We start from the raw sequence: 15,308 nt of genomic DNA on the forward strand, positions 1-15,308 counted from the left end.
TCCCTCCCTATTCAATTCCTTTAAATGTTTCAATAATATGTTCATTGCTTACATGTCCCGGTAACGTTTGAATGAGTGTACCATCTGAGCCAATATAAGACGATGTAGGATATGCTCGTACGCCAAACTGTTTGGCAACCGTACCCTCTTCATCTAATAGCACTGTTATATTCGATGCTTCTTCTACACCGCTGAACCATTTAATAAAAGCATCAGTCTTTTTTTCATTGTTAAAGCCAGGTGATACGATCGTTAATACGACAAAATCTTGTTCTTCTCCAGCTAATGTATTTAATTCTTCTAAGCCAGCTAAGCAAATGGAACACCAGGAAGCCCAAAATTTCACATATACTTTTTGCCCTTTGTAATCTGCGAGATTATGCGTTTTTCCGTTGACATCGACTAATTCAAAAGTCGGTGCCTCACTCCCTTCATTTTGAGCTACCTTATCCGTATTATTTGAATTTTTAGTTTCGCCCGAGCAAGCCCCTAACATCAAGACAGCAGCTAACAACACGATCATCTTTTTTAAATTGTTCAAACTCATGCTCCTCTCTTATTGTGGAATAATCGTTAATAATAAATTTAAGTTATTCGTCATCAGCACAATGCCCATCAAAATAATGATGACGCCGCCTGCAATTTTCATTTTATTTGCATGCTGATTGAGTTTTTTTAGATGTCGTAATAGAACGTCTGAAAAAATAGCAACAAGTAAAAAAGGAATTAATAATCCAAGTGCATAAATAAACATCATTAATGCACCAAATGCTGCATGCCCTTCACTTGCGGATAAGCCTAACACTGCCCCTAGAACTGGGCCAATGCAAGGTGTCCAGCCCATACTAAACGTAAACCCTAATAAATAGGTGCCGAGTAAATCGCGTTTATTACTTCTTTTTAGCTGGACTTTATTCTCTTTATGAAGCACGGCAAATTTGAATACCCCTATTTGATGTAAGCCAAGCAGCACCACAACTGCACCGCAAACGACGAGAAACCAGTCTGTCTGAATGACTGAACCTAGAAGCCCCGCGCCAAACCCTAGGATTACAAAGCTCGTCGAAAGACCAAATACAAACACCATCGTCTTAAAAATCAAATATATATTCACTCGCCATTTCCCAATCGTCACAACATGTCGATCAGACGTACCGATTTCATTTGTTGACAGCACAGATATATAAACCGGCAACAATGGTAAAATACAAGGCGACAGAAAAGAGAGAATGCCCGCAATAAAAACCGTACTAAATAACAGCTGCTCACCTACCATAAGCGCACCACCTTTCTCTTGTATAGTGTTATAGTAAGAAAAATGAATAACGAGGAACATAGAATCATTTCACATAACTCTTAGAAATCATCCTATATAAGTGCATTTTAATGTTCCAGCATAACGATTGACTTTAAAAATCAGCCTACATGTTATGAAGCTTTTGACTGGATACAGCGATGTTTTGCTCGCACCGGTTGTTTTGACCGGATGCAACGGCTTTTTGCTCGGATACCGGAGCTTTTTGACCGTTTACCCGGAGCTTTTGCTCGGATACGGCAAGGTTTTGCTCGTACCGGTTGTTTTGACCGGATGCAACGGCTTTTTGCTCGGATACCGTAGCTTTTTGACCGTTTACCCGGAGCTTTTGCTCGGATACGGCAAGGTTTTGCTCGTACCACATTCTTTTAATCGTTCAATGTCGACAGTTTTAAGATGATTTATATATAACGATAAAAATTTTAACTGAACACACACCATACAAAAAAGCCTGCTAGAAATGAATCTAACAGACCTCTAAATGGATTGCACTATTTACACCAATGCTTCTTTTAACGCATTCGCTGTAATTTTATAATGTGTCGCTTGCCAAGTTGCTTGACCGTTTTGAATAACAATCGCTTGCGGTGATGCATGTTGTACTTGTAAATCCTTAGCGATTTCATTGGAAACATCCCGGTGCTCAATCACCTTTACTAAATAGGCATCCGCTAACTCGACCGATGTAAACTCACGGTAGGCTGCCGCGCTAATTGGGCATGTCGTACTATGCTTAAATACAACAACCGGGTGTTCATTGGATGTCGCTAAAATCTGTTGCCACTCATCGATATCTATAATTTCTTTATAATTCACTTCATCGTTCCTCCTTCTACACACTTTCAAACCATTCTCAACTCATTTTAATCGTTAAAAGAGAATTTTTCCAATTTGTTGTTTGATTATATTGATATCCTGAGGCATTCATAATCATATCTATACGGTTTATTATCAAAACAAAGCTCCCCTACTTACAACAGATGATATGGCAAGTGAGGGAGCTTATTTATGTTTGTTTTAATTTTTCAGATGATACAGTAGCTTTCTTTGGATACTTATATATTGAGAAAGCTCTTCTTCTGTCAAAACGGAATAAATCGTTTCATAATATTTTTGCCCAAGCATTTCGGCTTCTTTTAATATAGCGATACCTTCGTTTGTAACCTCAAAGGAGATACTTCGACGGTCGTGTGGATCGGCAATGCTTGTAATATAGCCCGCTTGTAGTAGCTTATTCGAAATAGCGGTAATGCTGCTTTTTGAGTACCCCAATTTATTAGCTAATTGGATTGGCTGGCATTTTTTTTGCTTCTTTATTTCGCTTAGCACGATGATAGACGATATTCCAATTGGTTTTGATAAGCTATCAGTATATTGAATAATACTCGCATTGTTTACCTGCTCGACCATATTAACTAATTCGTAAATACTTGGCTTCTTCATTATGATATCCCTCGATCTTAACGTAGTTGAACTGAACCACCATCAACCATAATTGTTTGTCCTGTAATATAGCGAGCATCTTCTGAAGCAAGGAAAACCGCTACACGACCGATATCCTCTTCTGGCTCACCCCATCGACCAAGTGGAATGCGAGATAAGCTATCCTGATACATTTCAGGGAACTGCTTAGCCCATGCTTCTACCCCAGGACTTTTCGCGATTGGGCTGATTAAGTTGATATTGATATTATACTTGCCCCATTCATTTGCCGCAACACGTGTAATACCGCGAATGGCTTCTTTCGCAGCGGCGTATGCTCCTTGTGTAGGTTGTCCAGCTAAACCAGCGCCAGATGCAAAGTTAATAATGGAGCCTTGTGTTTCTTTTAAGTACGGTAATGCTGCTTTCATTAAGTAGAAAGTTGGGTAGAAACCAGTACCAAATGATAAATCGAAGTCTTCTTGTGTCAACTCTTCAAACGGTTTTTGTGTAGATGCATGTGCATTGTTCACTAACACATCTAGTTTACCAAACTTTTCTACAACAGTAGTTACGATATTTGGTAAGCTTGCTACATCAAATAAGTCACCGTTGAAGTAAATGGATTGTGGTGAATATTCGTGTACTTTTGCTAACACTTTTTGACCTGCTTCTTCATTAATATCTACTAACGCAAGAATAGCGCCCTCTTTTGCCATTGCCATCGCCATACCTGTTGCGATACCACCAGCACCACCCGTAATAATAACAACTTTATCTTGTAATCGCATTATAAAATCGCCTCTTTTCCATTTATTCGACTTCATTATAACGCCATATAGTTCACAAGTAAACTGTTCAGAAAATTGATAAAATTATATATTATCTTTCCTCTTACAGGTGATAGTTCCTGTTTCAATCAAACTAAACCTCAACAATTGAAGACATTACATAGTCGGTGATTTCGACTTATCAATGCAAAATACTATCTTCAATAAAATACGGCATACACTCAAGGAAAACCCGAGTATATGCCGTTTATTGATTAATCTAATGGTGTTAACATCGCTTCAATCTCTTCTCTACGATGTTCAAATGTAGATGGTAAATGTAGCTTTTCATAGTATAGTAATGTTTATTATTTACCATAAAATTTTATAGACTATGCTAAAGCTATAAATGGTGTGATTATCTCTTGTAATCTTGCTTCAATATTTATCCAATCTTCGTTTAAATCTATAGTACAAATGCGAATTCTCTTATTCATAATTTCATATTGTAAATCCAAATGTTGTTTAATTGTTGGATAAATAAGCATACCCTCTACTGTCCCAACAAAAGTGCTGTTATTCATATACGCAAATAATTGATATAAATTAGCGCTATATAAACGCTCTTGTCCATATTGATTTTTCGTCAATGTATTTTCATAAAACTTTGCATCAATAATAAGCTGTTTTGTTAATTGCTCGATAACTAGATCTGTTTGCATCTCAGGCAAGTAAGCTAAATCGCTATTGACTTCTTTACCACCTAATTGCCAATGAATTTTCGGACTATATACTTTATAATCCGGTGCTAAACGTTTTTTGTAATATTTCAGCAAAAATTTTTCGAATAGCTTATTAAATTTCATATCATCCATGATGGATTGAAATGTCGCTATCCCTTGCTGCTCATTCGCAATTCGATGTTCATATATGAGTTGTGCAATATTTAGTAACAGTGCATAATGTCGTACTTGTCGCGAAAGCGTCAGTTTTGCAAATAGTTTATCGCTAAATTCAATGAACTGAATATGCTGGAAATACGGACGTAACATCATTAAACGCTGACGGAGTTCATCCGAAATCGTAGGAAAGCGTAACAATGCATACAATGTCGTTTTAACAATTTGGTTGATGATGATATCATCTGTTAATTCGTCATATTGACATATCATCTGTTTTTTACGCATGACTTGCTCTTTCACTGAATCGGATATTAGCAATTTTCCTTTTAATAGCTGTTTCGCTTCTTTCACTTCAATATATTGTTTTGCAAGCCCACGCTTCAATAGCGTTGAGACATGTTGCTCAAAAATTGAAGCAAGTAAATTTTCCATATCTTCAAATGACTCAGTAGAGAGTTGCTTTTGCTGTAATGATAGCGGAATATCCCAAACAAATGCCAACATATGATATACATTTTTAATTGGAATTTTACGTATCATAGCATCAGTCATTTGTGAGTAACTCCTTAATAGCACTTTGAACATTTTCTTCATGGTCAAACCAGTACTCTTCTAGTAAAGGCTCAATTTCGTATTCAACAATTTCTTGGAACCATTCTTCACTTCCGTCATAATGACTGAAATAGCTATGTCCGATACAAAAACCCTTTCCTAATTGTGGATCTGCTTTAATTTTCTCATTTAGGCGCTGAAGTTTACTCACGATATGCTCAATCAGCTGATCATCAGCCTCTTGTTTTGCTAAATGTTTTGCAAATGCTTCTAAATGGAAAGCGGGTTGAACATCATAAAATACGAAGCGACGTCGTAATGCATAATCAATTATTGCTAAGCTACGGTCTGCTGTATTCATCATGCCGATAATATAAACATTCTTTGGCACATAAAAAGTTTCATCCCCATATATGAGCTGTAACTTTTCACCGCGTTTATCGGCTTCTATTAACATCATTAATTCACCGAAAATTTTACTTAAATTACCGCGATTAATTTCATCAATAATGAACACATATTTATTGTCTTCATCTTGTGCAGCCTTTTTACAAAATCGCATAAACGGTCCCTCTACCAGTTCAAAACCATCCTCACTTGGACGGTACCCTTGCATAAAATCTTCATAAGAATAACTTTGATGAAATTGCACCATTTCAACACATGAAGAATCTGCAAACCCCATTAATAAATACGCTAAACGTTTAGCCATAAATGTCTTTCCAACACCTGGCGCTCCCTGTAAAATAATATTCTTCTTACGTTCTAATAAACGAACTAATTTACTTGCTTCTAAGGAGCTTATAAAAACCTCTTCTAGAAAGCGATCAATATTGTATGTAGTAGAAGATACCTCAGATTTAGGATTTTTAATGTTACTTGGTTCTGTTAGTTCGAACTTTGATTTATACTTTGGATCTTTTAAAAAACGATCGAAATCTTGAGGCTTGTTGTTAAATGTAAATTGTAGTAATTCATCATATATCCATTCTTTTGAAGCTTCGATTTTTTGAATCGTATTCCAAAGAGAAAAAATATACCATTCACGTATGTCTCCCATCGGCTCCCAATCAACATCTACACGTTTGCCATCCATATAATTTTTTGTAACAGTTCCACTTACTTTAATGCCTAATACAGACACTGTTCTGCCATTATTATTAAATGGCAACCCCTTTCTTCGAGAGTACGTCGATTTAATGACAATACGATCTCCTACTTTAATGGATTTCACTTCTTCAAAATATTTGTCATCATAACCATTCATCCAATAGCCATTCTCAACAAACTCATCGACTAAATCTTCTCCCGCATGTTGTGCCCCTACAAACCAAGCATAGTTTATTTTTGTCATTCCTTATCCTCTCCTTTGACATTCGATAAAACATTTTATTGCTAATTTATAATGATTTGCTGAATTTTGGACATTCATTTCAATTGCTTGTACACATGATGGTGTCATTTCATTTTGACCATTGAAAATTTGTATATTTAAAACTCTGTTTATTCCCCCAACATAATCTTTTGCAGAGCTTTCCATTAACTGATATTCTTTCATGAAAAAAGGTTTGTAAATCCACCTATCAGCAACCCTAACATTTACCATTATAATGCATTTAATATCAAAATAGGTAGACAACAAATGCGAAAGTGGTATTCCAAATAAAATACGGCATACACTCAAGGAAAACCCGAGCATATGCCGTTTACTGATTAATCTAATGGTGTTAACATCGCTTCAATCTCTTCTCTACGATGCTCAAACTTTGGCGGTAAATGTAGCTTTTCACCTAACGTCTCGATATCCCCGGCAATCGTAAAGCCTGGTTCATCTGTCGCGAGTTCAAATAAAATATTGTTTGCATCACGGAAGTATACACTTTCGAAGTAATGGCGATCAACTACGTTTGAAGTGGTTACGCCGCGCGCCTTTAGCAACTCATCGAAACGCTTTAGTTGCGCCACATTTTCCACACGAATCGCTACGTGGTGCACACTTCCTCTTCCAGGCTTTTCAGCTGGACCATCCTCTTCTATCAACACAAGCTCGCTAAATACCCCGCCTGCTTCCGTTTGAATAATCGTTTGACTGTCTTTTTGCTCCACTACTTCATAGCCGAAAAGTTCTTGTAGTACTTCCACCGTTGCTTTCGGATTGCGCACCTTTAACTCCACACTGGCCATGCCTAAAATGCGATGCTCTTTCGGAACGTCACTTTTCTCCCAAGCTTCCCAGTGAGCTGGCAGCACTGTATTTTCCGGTACAACAAGTAACACCATCTCAAGCATTTCGTGATCTCGGAAATGAAGTGCCGCTTTATTCGCATATTCCGTTACTTCTGCATGAAACGCAACACCGAACTGGGTGAAGCGCTCTTTCCAATAAGCCAAGCTCTCGACTGACGGTACAAATAAGCCAATACGCGAAATGCTATTTGTCCCTTTATGTGTTTGACCCACATTTGGAATTTCAAAAAACGTTAATTCTGTTCCTGGTGCCCCTGTTCGGTCCCCGAAAAATAGATGATACATATTGGGTGAGTCTTGATTTACCGTCATATTCACCCGACGTAACCCTAATACGTTTGTATAAAATGCGTTATTCCGCTTTGCGTCTTTCGTAATCATGGAAATATGGTGATGTCCGTTAATATTCATGCGAATTGCCTCCTTCAGTTTAGAAATAAAACGGATTGCTTTTATATTGTTTAATTTTCTCTGGTGTTACATCCTGTCCAAATTCATCTACTATTAGCTAACACTTGACCATGAATTTGCCCAAGTATTGTTGGCGTAATGAATTTCACTTATATGATTTAGTAGGCGTTAAGTTGGCTGCCTTATTTCTTATTACGAATGTATTCATTTGATTGAGTAATTCCATCATCTTAAGCACACTCCTATTTATATGATTTGAAAATATCTCGAATTCGAGATATTTGTTAATTGAAATATAACACGCAGCATTTTACATGTCAACTGATCGAAAGCGATGCGTGTTATGTGTGTAATTTATTTGATTTTCGACGTATTGAAGCAGGGATCATCCACTATTTTTATGCTGAAATTTATATGTAGATCGTCGGTTTTGCTCATGAAATTTACCCTTTTTGTATCAAAATGAACATAAATAAGCGACAATGGTGATTTAACAGAATACTAAAATGACGCTTATTTCACCATTTTCTTCACTTAAACCCTACAATTCATTCCAAAAATCGTTGTAAATCAGCTAGTAATTGAAAAGATGAAACCTGTTGCTTTGCATTTCATTTAGCTTATCGCGAATAAATATACTAGAGAAATGCCTACCCCTCCCCCTTTATTAGCTGCTTAAAAAATGAAGGGTGATTTTTTAAATCGTATTTTATGCAAATGAACGATTTTGATATACAACTTATTTGCAAATAAGCGTCAAATCTCCACGACACTTATTTATTTTTAAGTCGTATATGAATTTTGATAAATGACAAAATCACGGTTTATAAAATGGGGAATTCCATTTTGTTATCTCTACTTAAAATGGTATGCCTACTCAACAGTCTTTTTCAAAAGGTAGTGTCAGTATAAATTTGGTTCCCTTTTGTAGTTCACTCTCTACTGTGATAACCCCCTCATGCGCTTCAACTAAACTTTTGACAATCGCCATCCCTAATCCTGTCCCTTCAGATTTTTGTTCTGTTGTCGTCCCCCGATAATACCGATTAAACAAATTTTGTTGTGTTTCCTCTGTCATACCTATTCCATTATCTTGAATGCTTATCGTTAACTTATCTTGTTTTTTTTCTACTATCGTTGTAATCATAACAGGCGCTTCATTATGAATGACTGCGTTCATATAAATGTTTTGCAGTGCTCGTTTTAACAATTGTGGGTCAAACTTTATAGCTAACTCGTTCATTTCTGTTTGCAATTCAAAGTGGTGCTTTTGTGCACGTAAGTCACTGCTAATATCGGCCAAAACTTGTTGGACGAACGATATCATATTTTGTGTTGTTTTATGAATAGGTACTGACTGTGAGCCGTCGAAATGCATTGATAAATTCAAGTCTTGTACAAGTTGCTCCATATGTGTCCCCTTATCATCGATTTCTTGAATGAAACCGCGCTGCTCCTCTTTTGACCAATGATAATCCGTGTTTAATAACAATTTAGAATAACCTTTAATATATGTTAAGGGTGTTTTCAAATCATGTGAAATGCCAGCAATCCATTCCCGCTTTACTTTCTCTAGTTGAGTCCGCTCGACCTTTGCTTTTTGCAATTGATCCTGCATATGATCAAGTTGCCTGATGACTTCTTGATATAAACGAAAGCGCATTTTCAATTTTTGTTTACGCGTATAAATTTTTTCCCTCTCTTTAAATGAAGAAAAATCTTCATTTGCTAATTGATCAATCCATTTCATAATAAGTAACAAGGGGCTGGCAAAATACCAACCAAACCAGATGATACACAATACTGTATCAAACCCCATAACAATCATGACGAACCATTCATAGCTTTCATCACCAAGCCCTAGTTTCGGTAAAATCCCTTCCATGACGAATGGCACTGTAACTGCTAAAAGTAATAACCAAATGACAAATCCGAGTAATAAATGTAGAACAAAGCGTTGTTGAATTTTCATTTAGCATCACCTATCGATGGAATGAATTTATAACCAATACCTCGTAAATTCACGATCACATTTGGATTTCTAGTATTATCGCCCAGCTTTTTACGTAACTTTGCAATATGAATGGTTACAGTTTTTTCCTCACCAAACACATCTTCTCCCCATACACGTTCATAAATTTGTGTGGTAGTAAATACTCGATTGGGATTTTCACAAAAGAAACGAAGTAATTCTAACTCTTTTGCTGTAGCTTGAACGACTTCCCCATCTACAGTTAATAAAGCCTCATCTGGTGTAAATGTAAACGTGTTATATACATAGTTTTTCATGTCAGATTGTATCACCTTTTTTTTCGTACTCCCGCTGTCGACGTAAAATGGCACGTATTCTTGCTACAACTTCAAGTGGATTAAATGGTTTTGTAATATAATCGTCTCCTCCTACACTCAGTCCTGTTAATTTATCGAAATCACTAGAACGGGCACTAATAAATAATATGGGTGCTACCGTTTGCTGACGAATAGCTGAACATAATGCAAAGCCATCACCATCCGGTAACATGACATCCAATAGAATAATATCGAAATTTTTCTCTGTTAAAGCTTGCAGTGCCGCTGCTTTCGTTGTGGCGGTTGTAATATATGTAAAATGCTCTTTTTGCAATGTGATTTCGAGCATTTTTAAAATACCCACTTCATCATCTACAATTAAAATTTTTGCATCATCTGTCATATGATTCCCTCTCTTCTATATCTATCCTAACAAGTTTTTCCACCAATACCTACACTTTAAGTAAAAATTACGTACATTTTCCTGCCATTTTACTTTATTTTTACTTTCATCTTTTACGCTATAACTAAGCAATTTAAAGGAGAGGTTTAAGTATGAATTATATGATTCAAACACATCAATTAACGAAACGTTTTACAGGACAATCTATCATTAACAAAGTAAGCATGAATATTAAAGAAGGAGAGATTTATGGTTTTCTTGGACCAAATGGGGCGGGTAAAACTACGATTATGAAAATGCTATTAAATTTAATTAAGCCAACATCAGGTGAAATTACAATTCAACATCAATCCATTACAACGACTTCATATGAATATTTAAAAAACATTGGTAGCCTGATTGAATATCCTATTTTTTATGAAGAACTAACCGCATATAGAAACTTGCAAATCCATTGTGATTACATCGGTTACAAAGACCAACATCATTTAAAGAAGGTGTTAGATATTGTAGGTTTACAAAAAAGCGGAACGAAAAAGGTAAAGGAATTTTCTCTTGGTATGCGCCAACGTCTAGCCATTGCACGCTCCATTGTTGCTAAACCGAAAATTCTAATATTAGATGAACCCATTAATGGGCTAGACCCAATTGGTATTAAAGAAGTGAGAGAGTTGCTTGTTATGCTAAAACAACAATATGGTATGACGATTTTAATTTCTAGCCATATCGTCTCAGAAATTGAATCAATCGCAGATACAATTGGTGTACTAAATCATGGTGAATTAATTGAGGAAATTGCGATGTGTTCCCTACGCGAAAAACAGCAATCTACGGTTGAAATGATAGTAAATGATCCAACAAAAGCTAAACAGTTATTAGAAGAAAAATTTAATGCTAACGTTCAAATCATTAATGCTACAACGCTGCATATTCAAAAAATAGTTGAAAAACCATCCATACTAACGAAGCATCTCATACTCCACGGGATTGATGTAGATGAAGTCGAAACAATCCATCAATCATTAGAAGAATACTTTGTAAATCTGATTAGTGGAGGGAACCAATATGTTTAATTTAATCAAATTAGAATGGCAGAAGCATTATATCAGACGTTATTTTATAAGCTTTTTCTTCTGTGTGATTAGTATTTATAGCTGTGTAGTATTACTTGCACTAGACGCAAAAAATGATGTAGATGGGGCAATGAGTTCATTTCAAGAATTTATGTCATTGGTAAATATTTTATCGAATATTACCTTTATTATTTTCGGCAGTGTTATTTTATCTCGCCTTATCATTTCAGAGTTTCGTACAAAAACAATGCAAGTGCTGTTTACCTACCCTATAAATCGTAAAAAACTATTATTTGCTAAGTTAGTACTTGCTTATTCATTTATCACAGTTAGTTTATTCGCTAATATTTGGATATTACAAATGATCACATACTTCCTGCAACCCTCACTTCAGTTATTTGAAGGAACCGTAACAGTACAGGATTTATTGGCAACTTTGCCAGGAACGATCACTAACGCATTCATGATGAGCGCAATCGCTTTAATTCCATTATTTTTCGGCATGCGAAAAAAATCAACAGCGACAACGATTACATCAGCTACCATTATTGGCTTTTTAATTAATGGAACCGTTTCTGATGTCGATACTACATTTAACTTCACCGATACAATCATTATTCCATTCCTATTGGCACTTCTCGGTGTTAGTATTGCGTATTTATCATTCCGCAATATTGATGTAAAGGATGTGACATAATGACGAAAAAAGTGTTATTTGCACTATTACTTGGAACAATCATTGTAATCATTACAATTTTTACGAAGCAACAACCTGTGGAAAAAATCACAATGGGTGAGTATACAGCAATACCACAGATCGATGTGACACTTGATCTGTTAAGTATCGCTATTAACAACTCACCTGATGATAAAATACATGTACACCTACTAGGACAGGAACTAAAAAAAGATCTGCTAACAATTACTGAAGAAAATAACCGACTATTTATTACAGAGAAAAAACGCAAAACAAATTGGCTCGAAAACATTCGCTTTCGTTCAGCGCCAACCATTATCGTACAACTGCCAAAATCTCAAAATAACGCACTCACACTTAACACAGAAAATGGAGATGCTACTATTCAAAACTTGCCACTGGATACAGTGCAATTGGACACGTCTACTGGTAATGTTAATCTAAAAAATACAGCTATCTTACATGCTGAACTTCGTACGAAAGATGGCACTGTCACCATTACTAAGAGCGCTATTAACAATTTATCGATTACAACAAGTGCAGGCGATGTTGCAATAAAAGAAAGTACAGGATTAACGCATACAATTCAAACGACGGACGGCCAAATCAAAATGACAGAGGCTACGGAACAGCCAAATGTACATGTAAAAAGTACTTCAGGTGATATTGACATTCACTATAAAAAAACACCTACATCGCTTCAATTAATGATGGCTGGTGAAGATACTAAAATCACATTACCGAAATACGATAAAAAAACACATATTATTGGTGATGGAGCTAACACGCTTTCAGCAGAAACAAAGTACGGCTTTATTGTTATTAAATAGAATTAGGGAATGAAAGGGTGTTCTGAAAGTTTTTACTTTCTGGACACCCACATTAAATAATGATTTAACTAGTCGTTAGCTTGTAGAAAAACACCTTTTACTGCACCTATTATTCCTAGAAAAAGAAGTATGGCAGCAAAAAAGACAGTAAATAAATTAAAGTGTGCTGTTTCATAAAAAGAAAACCACTTAATGAAGGACGGAGATTCAGCAATTTTTCCAAATATCGTGCCCTTAATATCTTGTAAATTCGGCATCCAACCAGTTGCTTCAAATGTAATGAAGATTACCTGGGATAATAAAAATGTACTAACGAGCGATACCCATGTTCTTTTTAAAAGTGGAACTGAATTTTTTTGTTTATTCACTAACACATTCAACACCCTTTCTAAAACGCCTTTTTACTATAAATACGAATTGAAAGAAGCCATGAACAAACATATAAAATAACTACGGTAGCTGCAATGAATGCATACAGCTGCCCGTCCTGTAAACTGAATAATGTTTGCGTAAACCATTCAACTTTTTCATTCAGGTTCATTTTATCTTCTGTCATTGAGCCAAATTTCGGAAGAATAAAATTAATAATAACCATCAGCGCAACAACTAGGATGAGAGCTCCAGTAAACAAAAATTTACTTGTATACTTATAGGAGAATGGAAAAGAAAAAGAAACCATTATTAAAACAACGCTAACAACAAGTAATAATTCTTTCCAATCAATCATTTCCTGATGAATGATTAAATTTCCAATAAAAAGAGTAAAAACAATGATGAAAGTAAAAATTAATGCCCCAATATATTTTGAACTAACAATCTCTTTTCTTGTGTAAGGGAGAGAATTAAGAAGATTATTAATAGAAGACTTTTCATCTGATCTAAAAGCACTCATAATGATGGAGATGCTAAATAAAACCCCTAGCCAGATAGATGACATATTTATCAATAAATACCCTATTAAAGCTGGAACTAATATCATAAGTGAAGTTTTTTGAACTATAATATCTTTCCGAATTAAATTAAACATACTGTTCACTCCCCTTCTTCGTATAGAACATAATATCTTCTAGTGTTGGCTTCTCGATCATAACCATTTCTCCAAAAATATGTTCGATTCGATTCCTATTTGCTGACAACGCTTCAAAGCCGTGATTTGATTTTCGAATAGAGAGGAATTCCTTTTCTGTTTCAACATCTAACAACTCGGTACCACCTTTCACAATGGCATATTCCTCTTCGATTTGATGAAATTCCTTTGTAAACACATGTGCCCCATTATGAATAAACGTGATATAATCTGCAATTCGGTCTAAATCCGTCGTAATATGAGTCGAAAAGAAAATGGTTTTATTTTCGTCTTCCATTAATTCGTGAAGAATGTTTAACAGCTCTCTTCGAAAAATGGGATCTAAGCCTGAAGTGGGTTCATCCATAATGATTAATTCGGCATGATGCGATAAGGCCATCGTTAAGGAAGCTTTCATCATCATCCCTTTTGAAAATGTTTTAATCTTTTTATTTAATGGCAGCTCAAATGCTTTTACATAATGATTGAATAGGTTGTCATCCCAGTTTGAATAGGCAGATTTTATAATTCGCTTCATTTCCATTAATGTTAAGTGTTCATAAAAGACATTTTCATCAAAGACAAAACCGATTCGTTGTTTGATTTCTTTTTCATGCTTCTTATAATCTAAGCCAAAAATTGAAATCGCCCCGCTATCGGGCTGCAATAAATTCATAATCAGTTTAATCGTTGTCGATTTCCCGACCCCATTTCCGCCGATAAACCCAGTTACAAACCCTTTTTTTACATGTAATGAAAAGTCCTTTAGCTGAAACCCTTCAAATTGTTTATTCACATGGTGTAATTCAATGACGTTTTCCATCATTCTTCCTCCCTATATAGCATCGTAAGCAATTCCTGTAATTCTGTAAGGCTAAGCCCGATTTCTTTACTGTTTTGGATAGCCGTCATTAATTGCTCTTCAATAACTTTGAATTTTCGTTCTTTGATCATTTCATTGTTTTGCTCTGATACAAAAGAGCCTTTCCCAACAACTGAATAAATAAAGCCATTCTTCTCTAGTTCTTCATAGGCCCGTTTTGTCGTAATAACACTGACATCTAGCTCCTTCGCTAACTGCCGCATAGAAGGAAGCCCCTGCCCCGCCTGTAATTCATTCGTCAAAATATGCTTTTTTATTTGAGTATAGATTTGTTCATAAATCGGTTCCTTTGAATGATTTGAAATTATAATTTGCATGCAAATACCTCTTCTTAAAATATTGTATATATACTTTATATACAATATACACAAAAAGAATTCCTTTTACAACTTTTTTTGGAATTAAATTGGTATCAGGTATGTTAATTCCGTTATTAATCCCTAACAAA

17 protein-coding genes and 1 pseudogene are annotated in these 15,308 nt (G+C 35.5%); 3 read left to right on the forward strand and 15 right to left on the reverse strand.

The features are described from left to right. Positions 1 to 7 precede the first annotated feature (7 nt). The 11 genes and pseudogenes from AC3II9_RS16340 to AC3II9_RS16390 all read right to left on the reverse strand — a co-directional run bounded on the left by AC3II9_RS16340 (position 8) and on the right by AC3II9_RS16390 (position 10,311). Positions 8 to 541 (reverse strand): redoxin family protein, encoded by a 534-nt coding sequence (locus AC3II9_RS16340; protein WP_489157132.1) that lies wholly within the window; start codon positions 539 to 541, stop codon positions 8 to 10. Positions 542 to 556: 15 nt separating this feature from the next. After that, positions 557 to 1,276, reverse strand: a complete 720-nt coding sequence (locus AC3II9_RS16345; protein WP_489157134.1) for a cytochrome c biogenesis protein CcdA — start codon at positions 1,274 to 1,276, stop codon at positions 557 to 559. 145 nt (positions 1,277 to 1,421) lie between these two features. Next, positions 1,422 to 1,679: a hypothetical protein gene (locus AC3II9_RS16350; protein WP_489157136.1), complete on the reverse strand. Its 258-nt coding sequence runs from the start codon at positions 1,677 to 1,679 to the stop codon at positions 1,422 to 1,424. 131 nt (positions 1,680 to 1,810) lie between these two features. Continuing rightward, positions 1,811 to 2,131 carry a bacillithiol system redox-active protein YtxJ gene (gene ytxJ, locus AC3II9_RS16355; RefSeq protein WP_489157138.1) on the reverse strand — a complete coding sequence of 107 codons (321 nt, stop codon included), beginning with the start codon at positions 2,129 to 2,131 and terminating at the stop codon, positions 1,811 to 1,813. Positions 2,132 to 2,332: 201 nt separating this feature from the next. Beyond that, complete coding sequence (locus AC3II9_RS16360) at positions 2,333 to 2,758, reverse strand: MarR family winged helix-turn-helix transcriptional regulator (RefSeq protein ID WP_489157139.1); 426 nt, start codon at positions 2,756 to 2,758, stop codon at positions 2,333 to 2,335. Positions 2,759 to 2,775: 17 nt separating this feature from the next. Next, positions 2,776 to 3,528 (reverse strand): SDR family NAD(P)-dependent oxidoreductase, encoded by a 753-nt coding sequence (locus tag AC3II9_RS16365; RefSeq protein WP_489157141.1) that lies wholly within the window; start codon positions 3,526 to 3,528, stop codon positions 2,776 to 2,778. A 371-nt stretch (positions 3,529 to 3,899) separates the two neighbouring features. Next, a complete protein-coding gene (locus AC3II9_RS16370; RefSeq protein WP_489157143.1) occupies positions 3,900 to 4,961 on the reverse strand; it encodes a 5-methylcytosine restriction system specificity protein McrC in 1,062 nt (353 codons plus the stop codon). Continuing rightward, positions 4,954 to 6,315 carry an AAA family ATPase gene (locus AC3II9_RS16375; RefSeq protein WP_489157144.1) on the reverse strand — a complete coding sequence of 454 codons (1,362 nt, stop codon included), beginning with the start codon at positions 6,313 to 6,315 and terminating at the stop codon, positions 4,954 to 4,956. The genes AC3II9_RS16370 and AC3II9_RS16375 overlap by 8 nt, the downstream gene beginning before the upstream one ends. Before the next feature lie 359 nt (positions 6,316 to 6,674). Continuing rightward, positions 6,675 to 7,619, reverse strand: a complete 945-nt coding sequence (locus AC3II9_RS16380) for a ring-cleaving dioxygenase (RefSeq protein ID WP_489157145.1) — start codon at positions 7,617 to 7,619, stop codon at positions 6,675 to 6,677. Between the two features lie 877 nt (positions 7,620 to 8,496). After that, positions 8,497 to 9,591 (reverse strand): sensor histidine kinase, encoded by a 1,095-nt coding sequence (locus AC3II9_RS16385; protein ID WP_489157146.1) that lies wholly within the window; start codon positions 9,589 to 9,591, stop codon positions 8,497 to 8,499. Then, positions 9,588 to 10,311, reverse strand: a pseudogene (locus AC3II9_RS16390) (response regulator transcription factor). Before AC3II9_RS16390 ends, AC3II9_RS16385 begins: the two are co-directional and overlap by 4 nt. A 152-nt stretch (positions 10,312 to 10,463) precedes the next feature. Here AC3II9_RS16390 and AC3II9_RS16395 point away from each other — a divergent pair. The 3 genes from AC3II9_RS16395 to AC3II9_RS16405 are packed head-to-tail and all read left to right on the forward strand — an operon-like array spanning position 10,464 to position 12,911. Then, positions 10,464 to 11,384 (forward strand): ATP-binding cassette domain-containing protein, encoded by a 921-nt coding sequence (locus AC3II9_RS16395; protein ID WP_489157148.1) that lies wholly within the window; start codon positions 10,464 to 10,466, stop codon positions 11,382 to 11,384. Further along, positions 11,377 to 12,081 (forward strand): ABC transporter permease, encoded by a 705-nt coding sequence (locus tag AC3II9_RS16400; RefSeq protein WP_489157150.1) that lies wholly within the window; start codon positions 11,377 to 11,379, stop codon positions 12,079 to 12,081. Before AC3II9_RS16395 ends, AC3II9_RS16400 begins: the two co-directional genes overlap by 8 nt. After that, complete coding sequence (locus AC3II9_RS16405) at positions 12,081 to 12,911, forward strand: DUF4097 family beta strand repeat-containing protein (protein ID WP_489157152.1); 831 nt, start codon at positions 12,081 to 12,083, stop codon at positions 12,909 to 12,911. The genes AC3II9_RS16400 and AC3II9_RS16405 overlap by 1 nt, the downstream gene beginning before the upstream one ends. Positions 12,912 to 12,979: 68 nt before the next feature. Here the strand turns inward: AC3II9_RS16405 and AC3II9_RS16410 are convergent, their stop codons facing one another. Genes AC3II9_RS16410 through AC3II9_RS16425 form a run of 4 tightly spaced genes read right to left on the reverse strand, consistent with a single transcriptional unit; the run spans position 12,980 to position 15,177 of the window. Then, complete coding sequence (locus AC3II9_RS16410) at positions 12,980 to 13,285, reverse strand: YfzA family protein (protein ID WP_489157154.1); 306 nt, start codon at positions 13,283 to 13,285, stop codon at positions 12,980 to 12,982. 14 nt (positions 13,286 to 13,299) lie between these two features. Next, entirely contained in the window at positions 13,300 to 13,938 is a 639-nt protein-coding gene (locus tag AC3II9_RS16415) for an ABC-2 transporter permease (protein WP_489157156.1), read from the reverse strand. Further along, positions 13,931 to 14,800 (reverse strand): ABC transporter ATP-binding protein, encoded by an 870-nt coding sequence (locus tag AC3II9_RS16420; RefSeq protein ID WP_489157158.1) that lies wholly within the window; start codon positions 14,798 to 14,800, stop codon positions 13,931 to 13,933. Before AC3II9_RS16420 ends, AC3II9_RS16415 begins: the two co-directional genes overlap by 8 nt. Next, complete coding sequence (locus AC3II9_RS16425) at positions 14,800 to 15,177, reverse strand: GntR family transcriptional regulator (protein ID WP_489157160.1); 378 nt, start codon at positions 15,175 to 15,177, stop codon at positions 14,800 to 14,802. The genes AC3II9_RS16420 and AC3II9_RS16425 overlap by 1 nt, the downstream gene beginning before the upstream one ends. Between the last annotated feature and the right edge of the window lie 131 nt (positions 15,178 to 15,308).

The organism is Lysinibacillus sp. RU7, assembly GCF_057837305.1.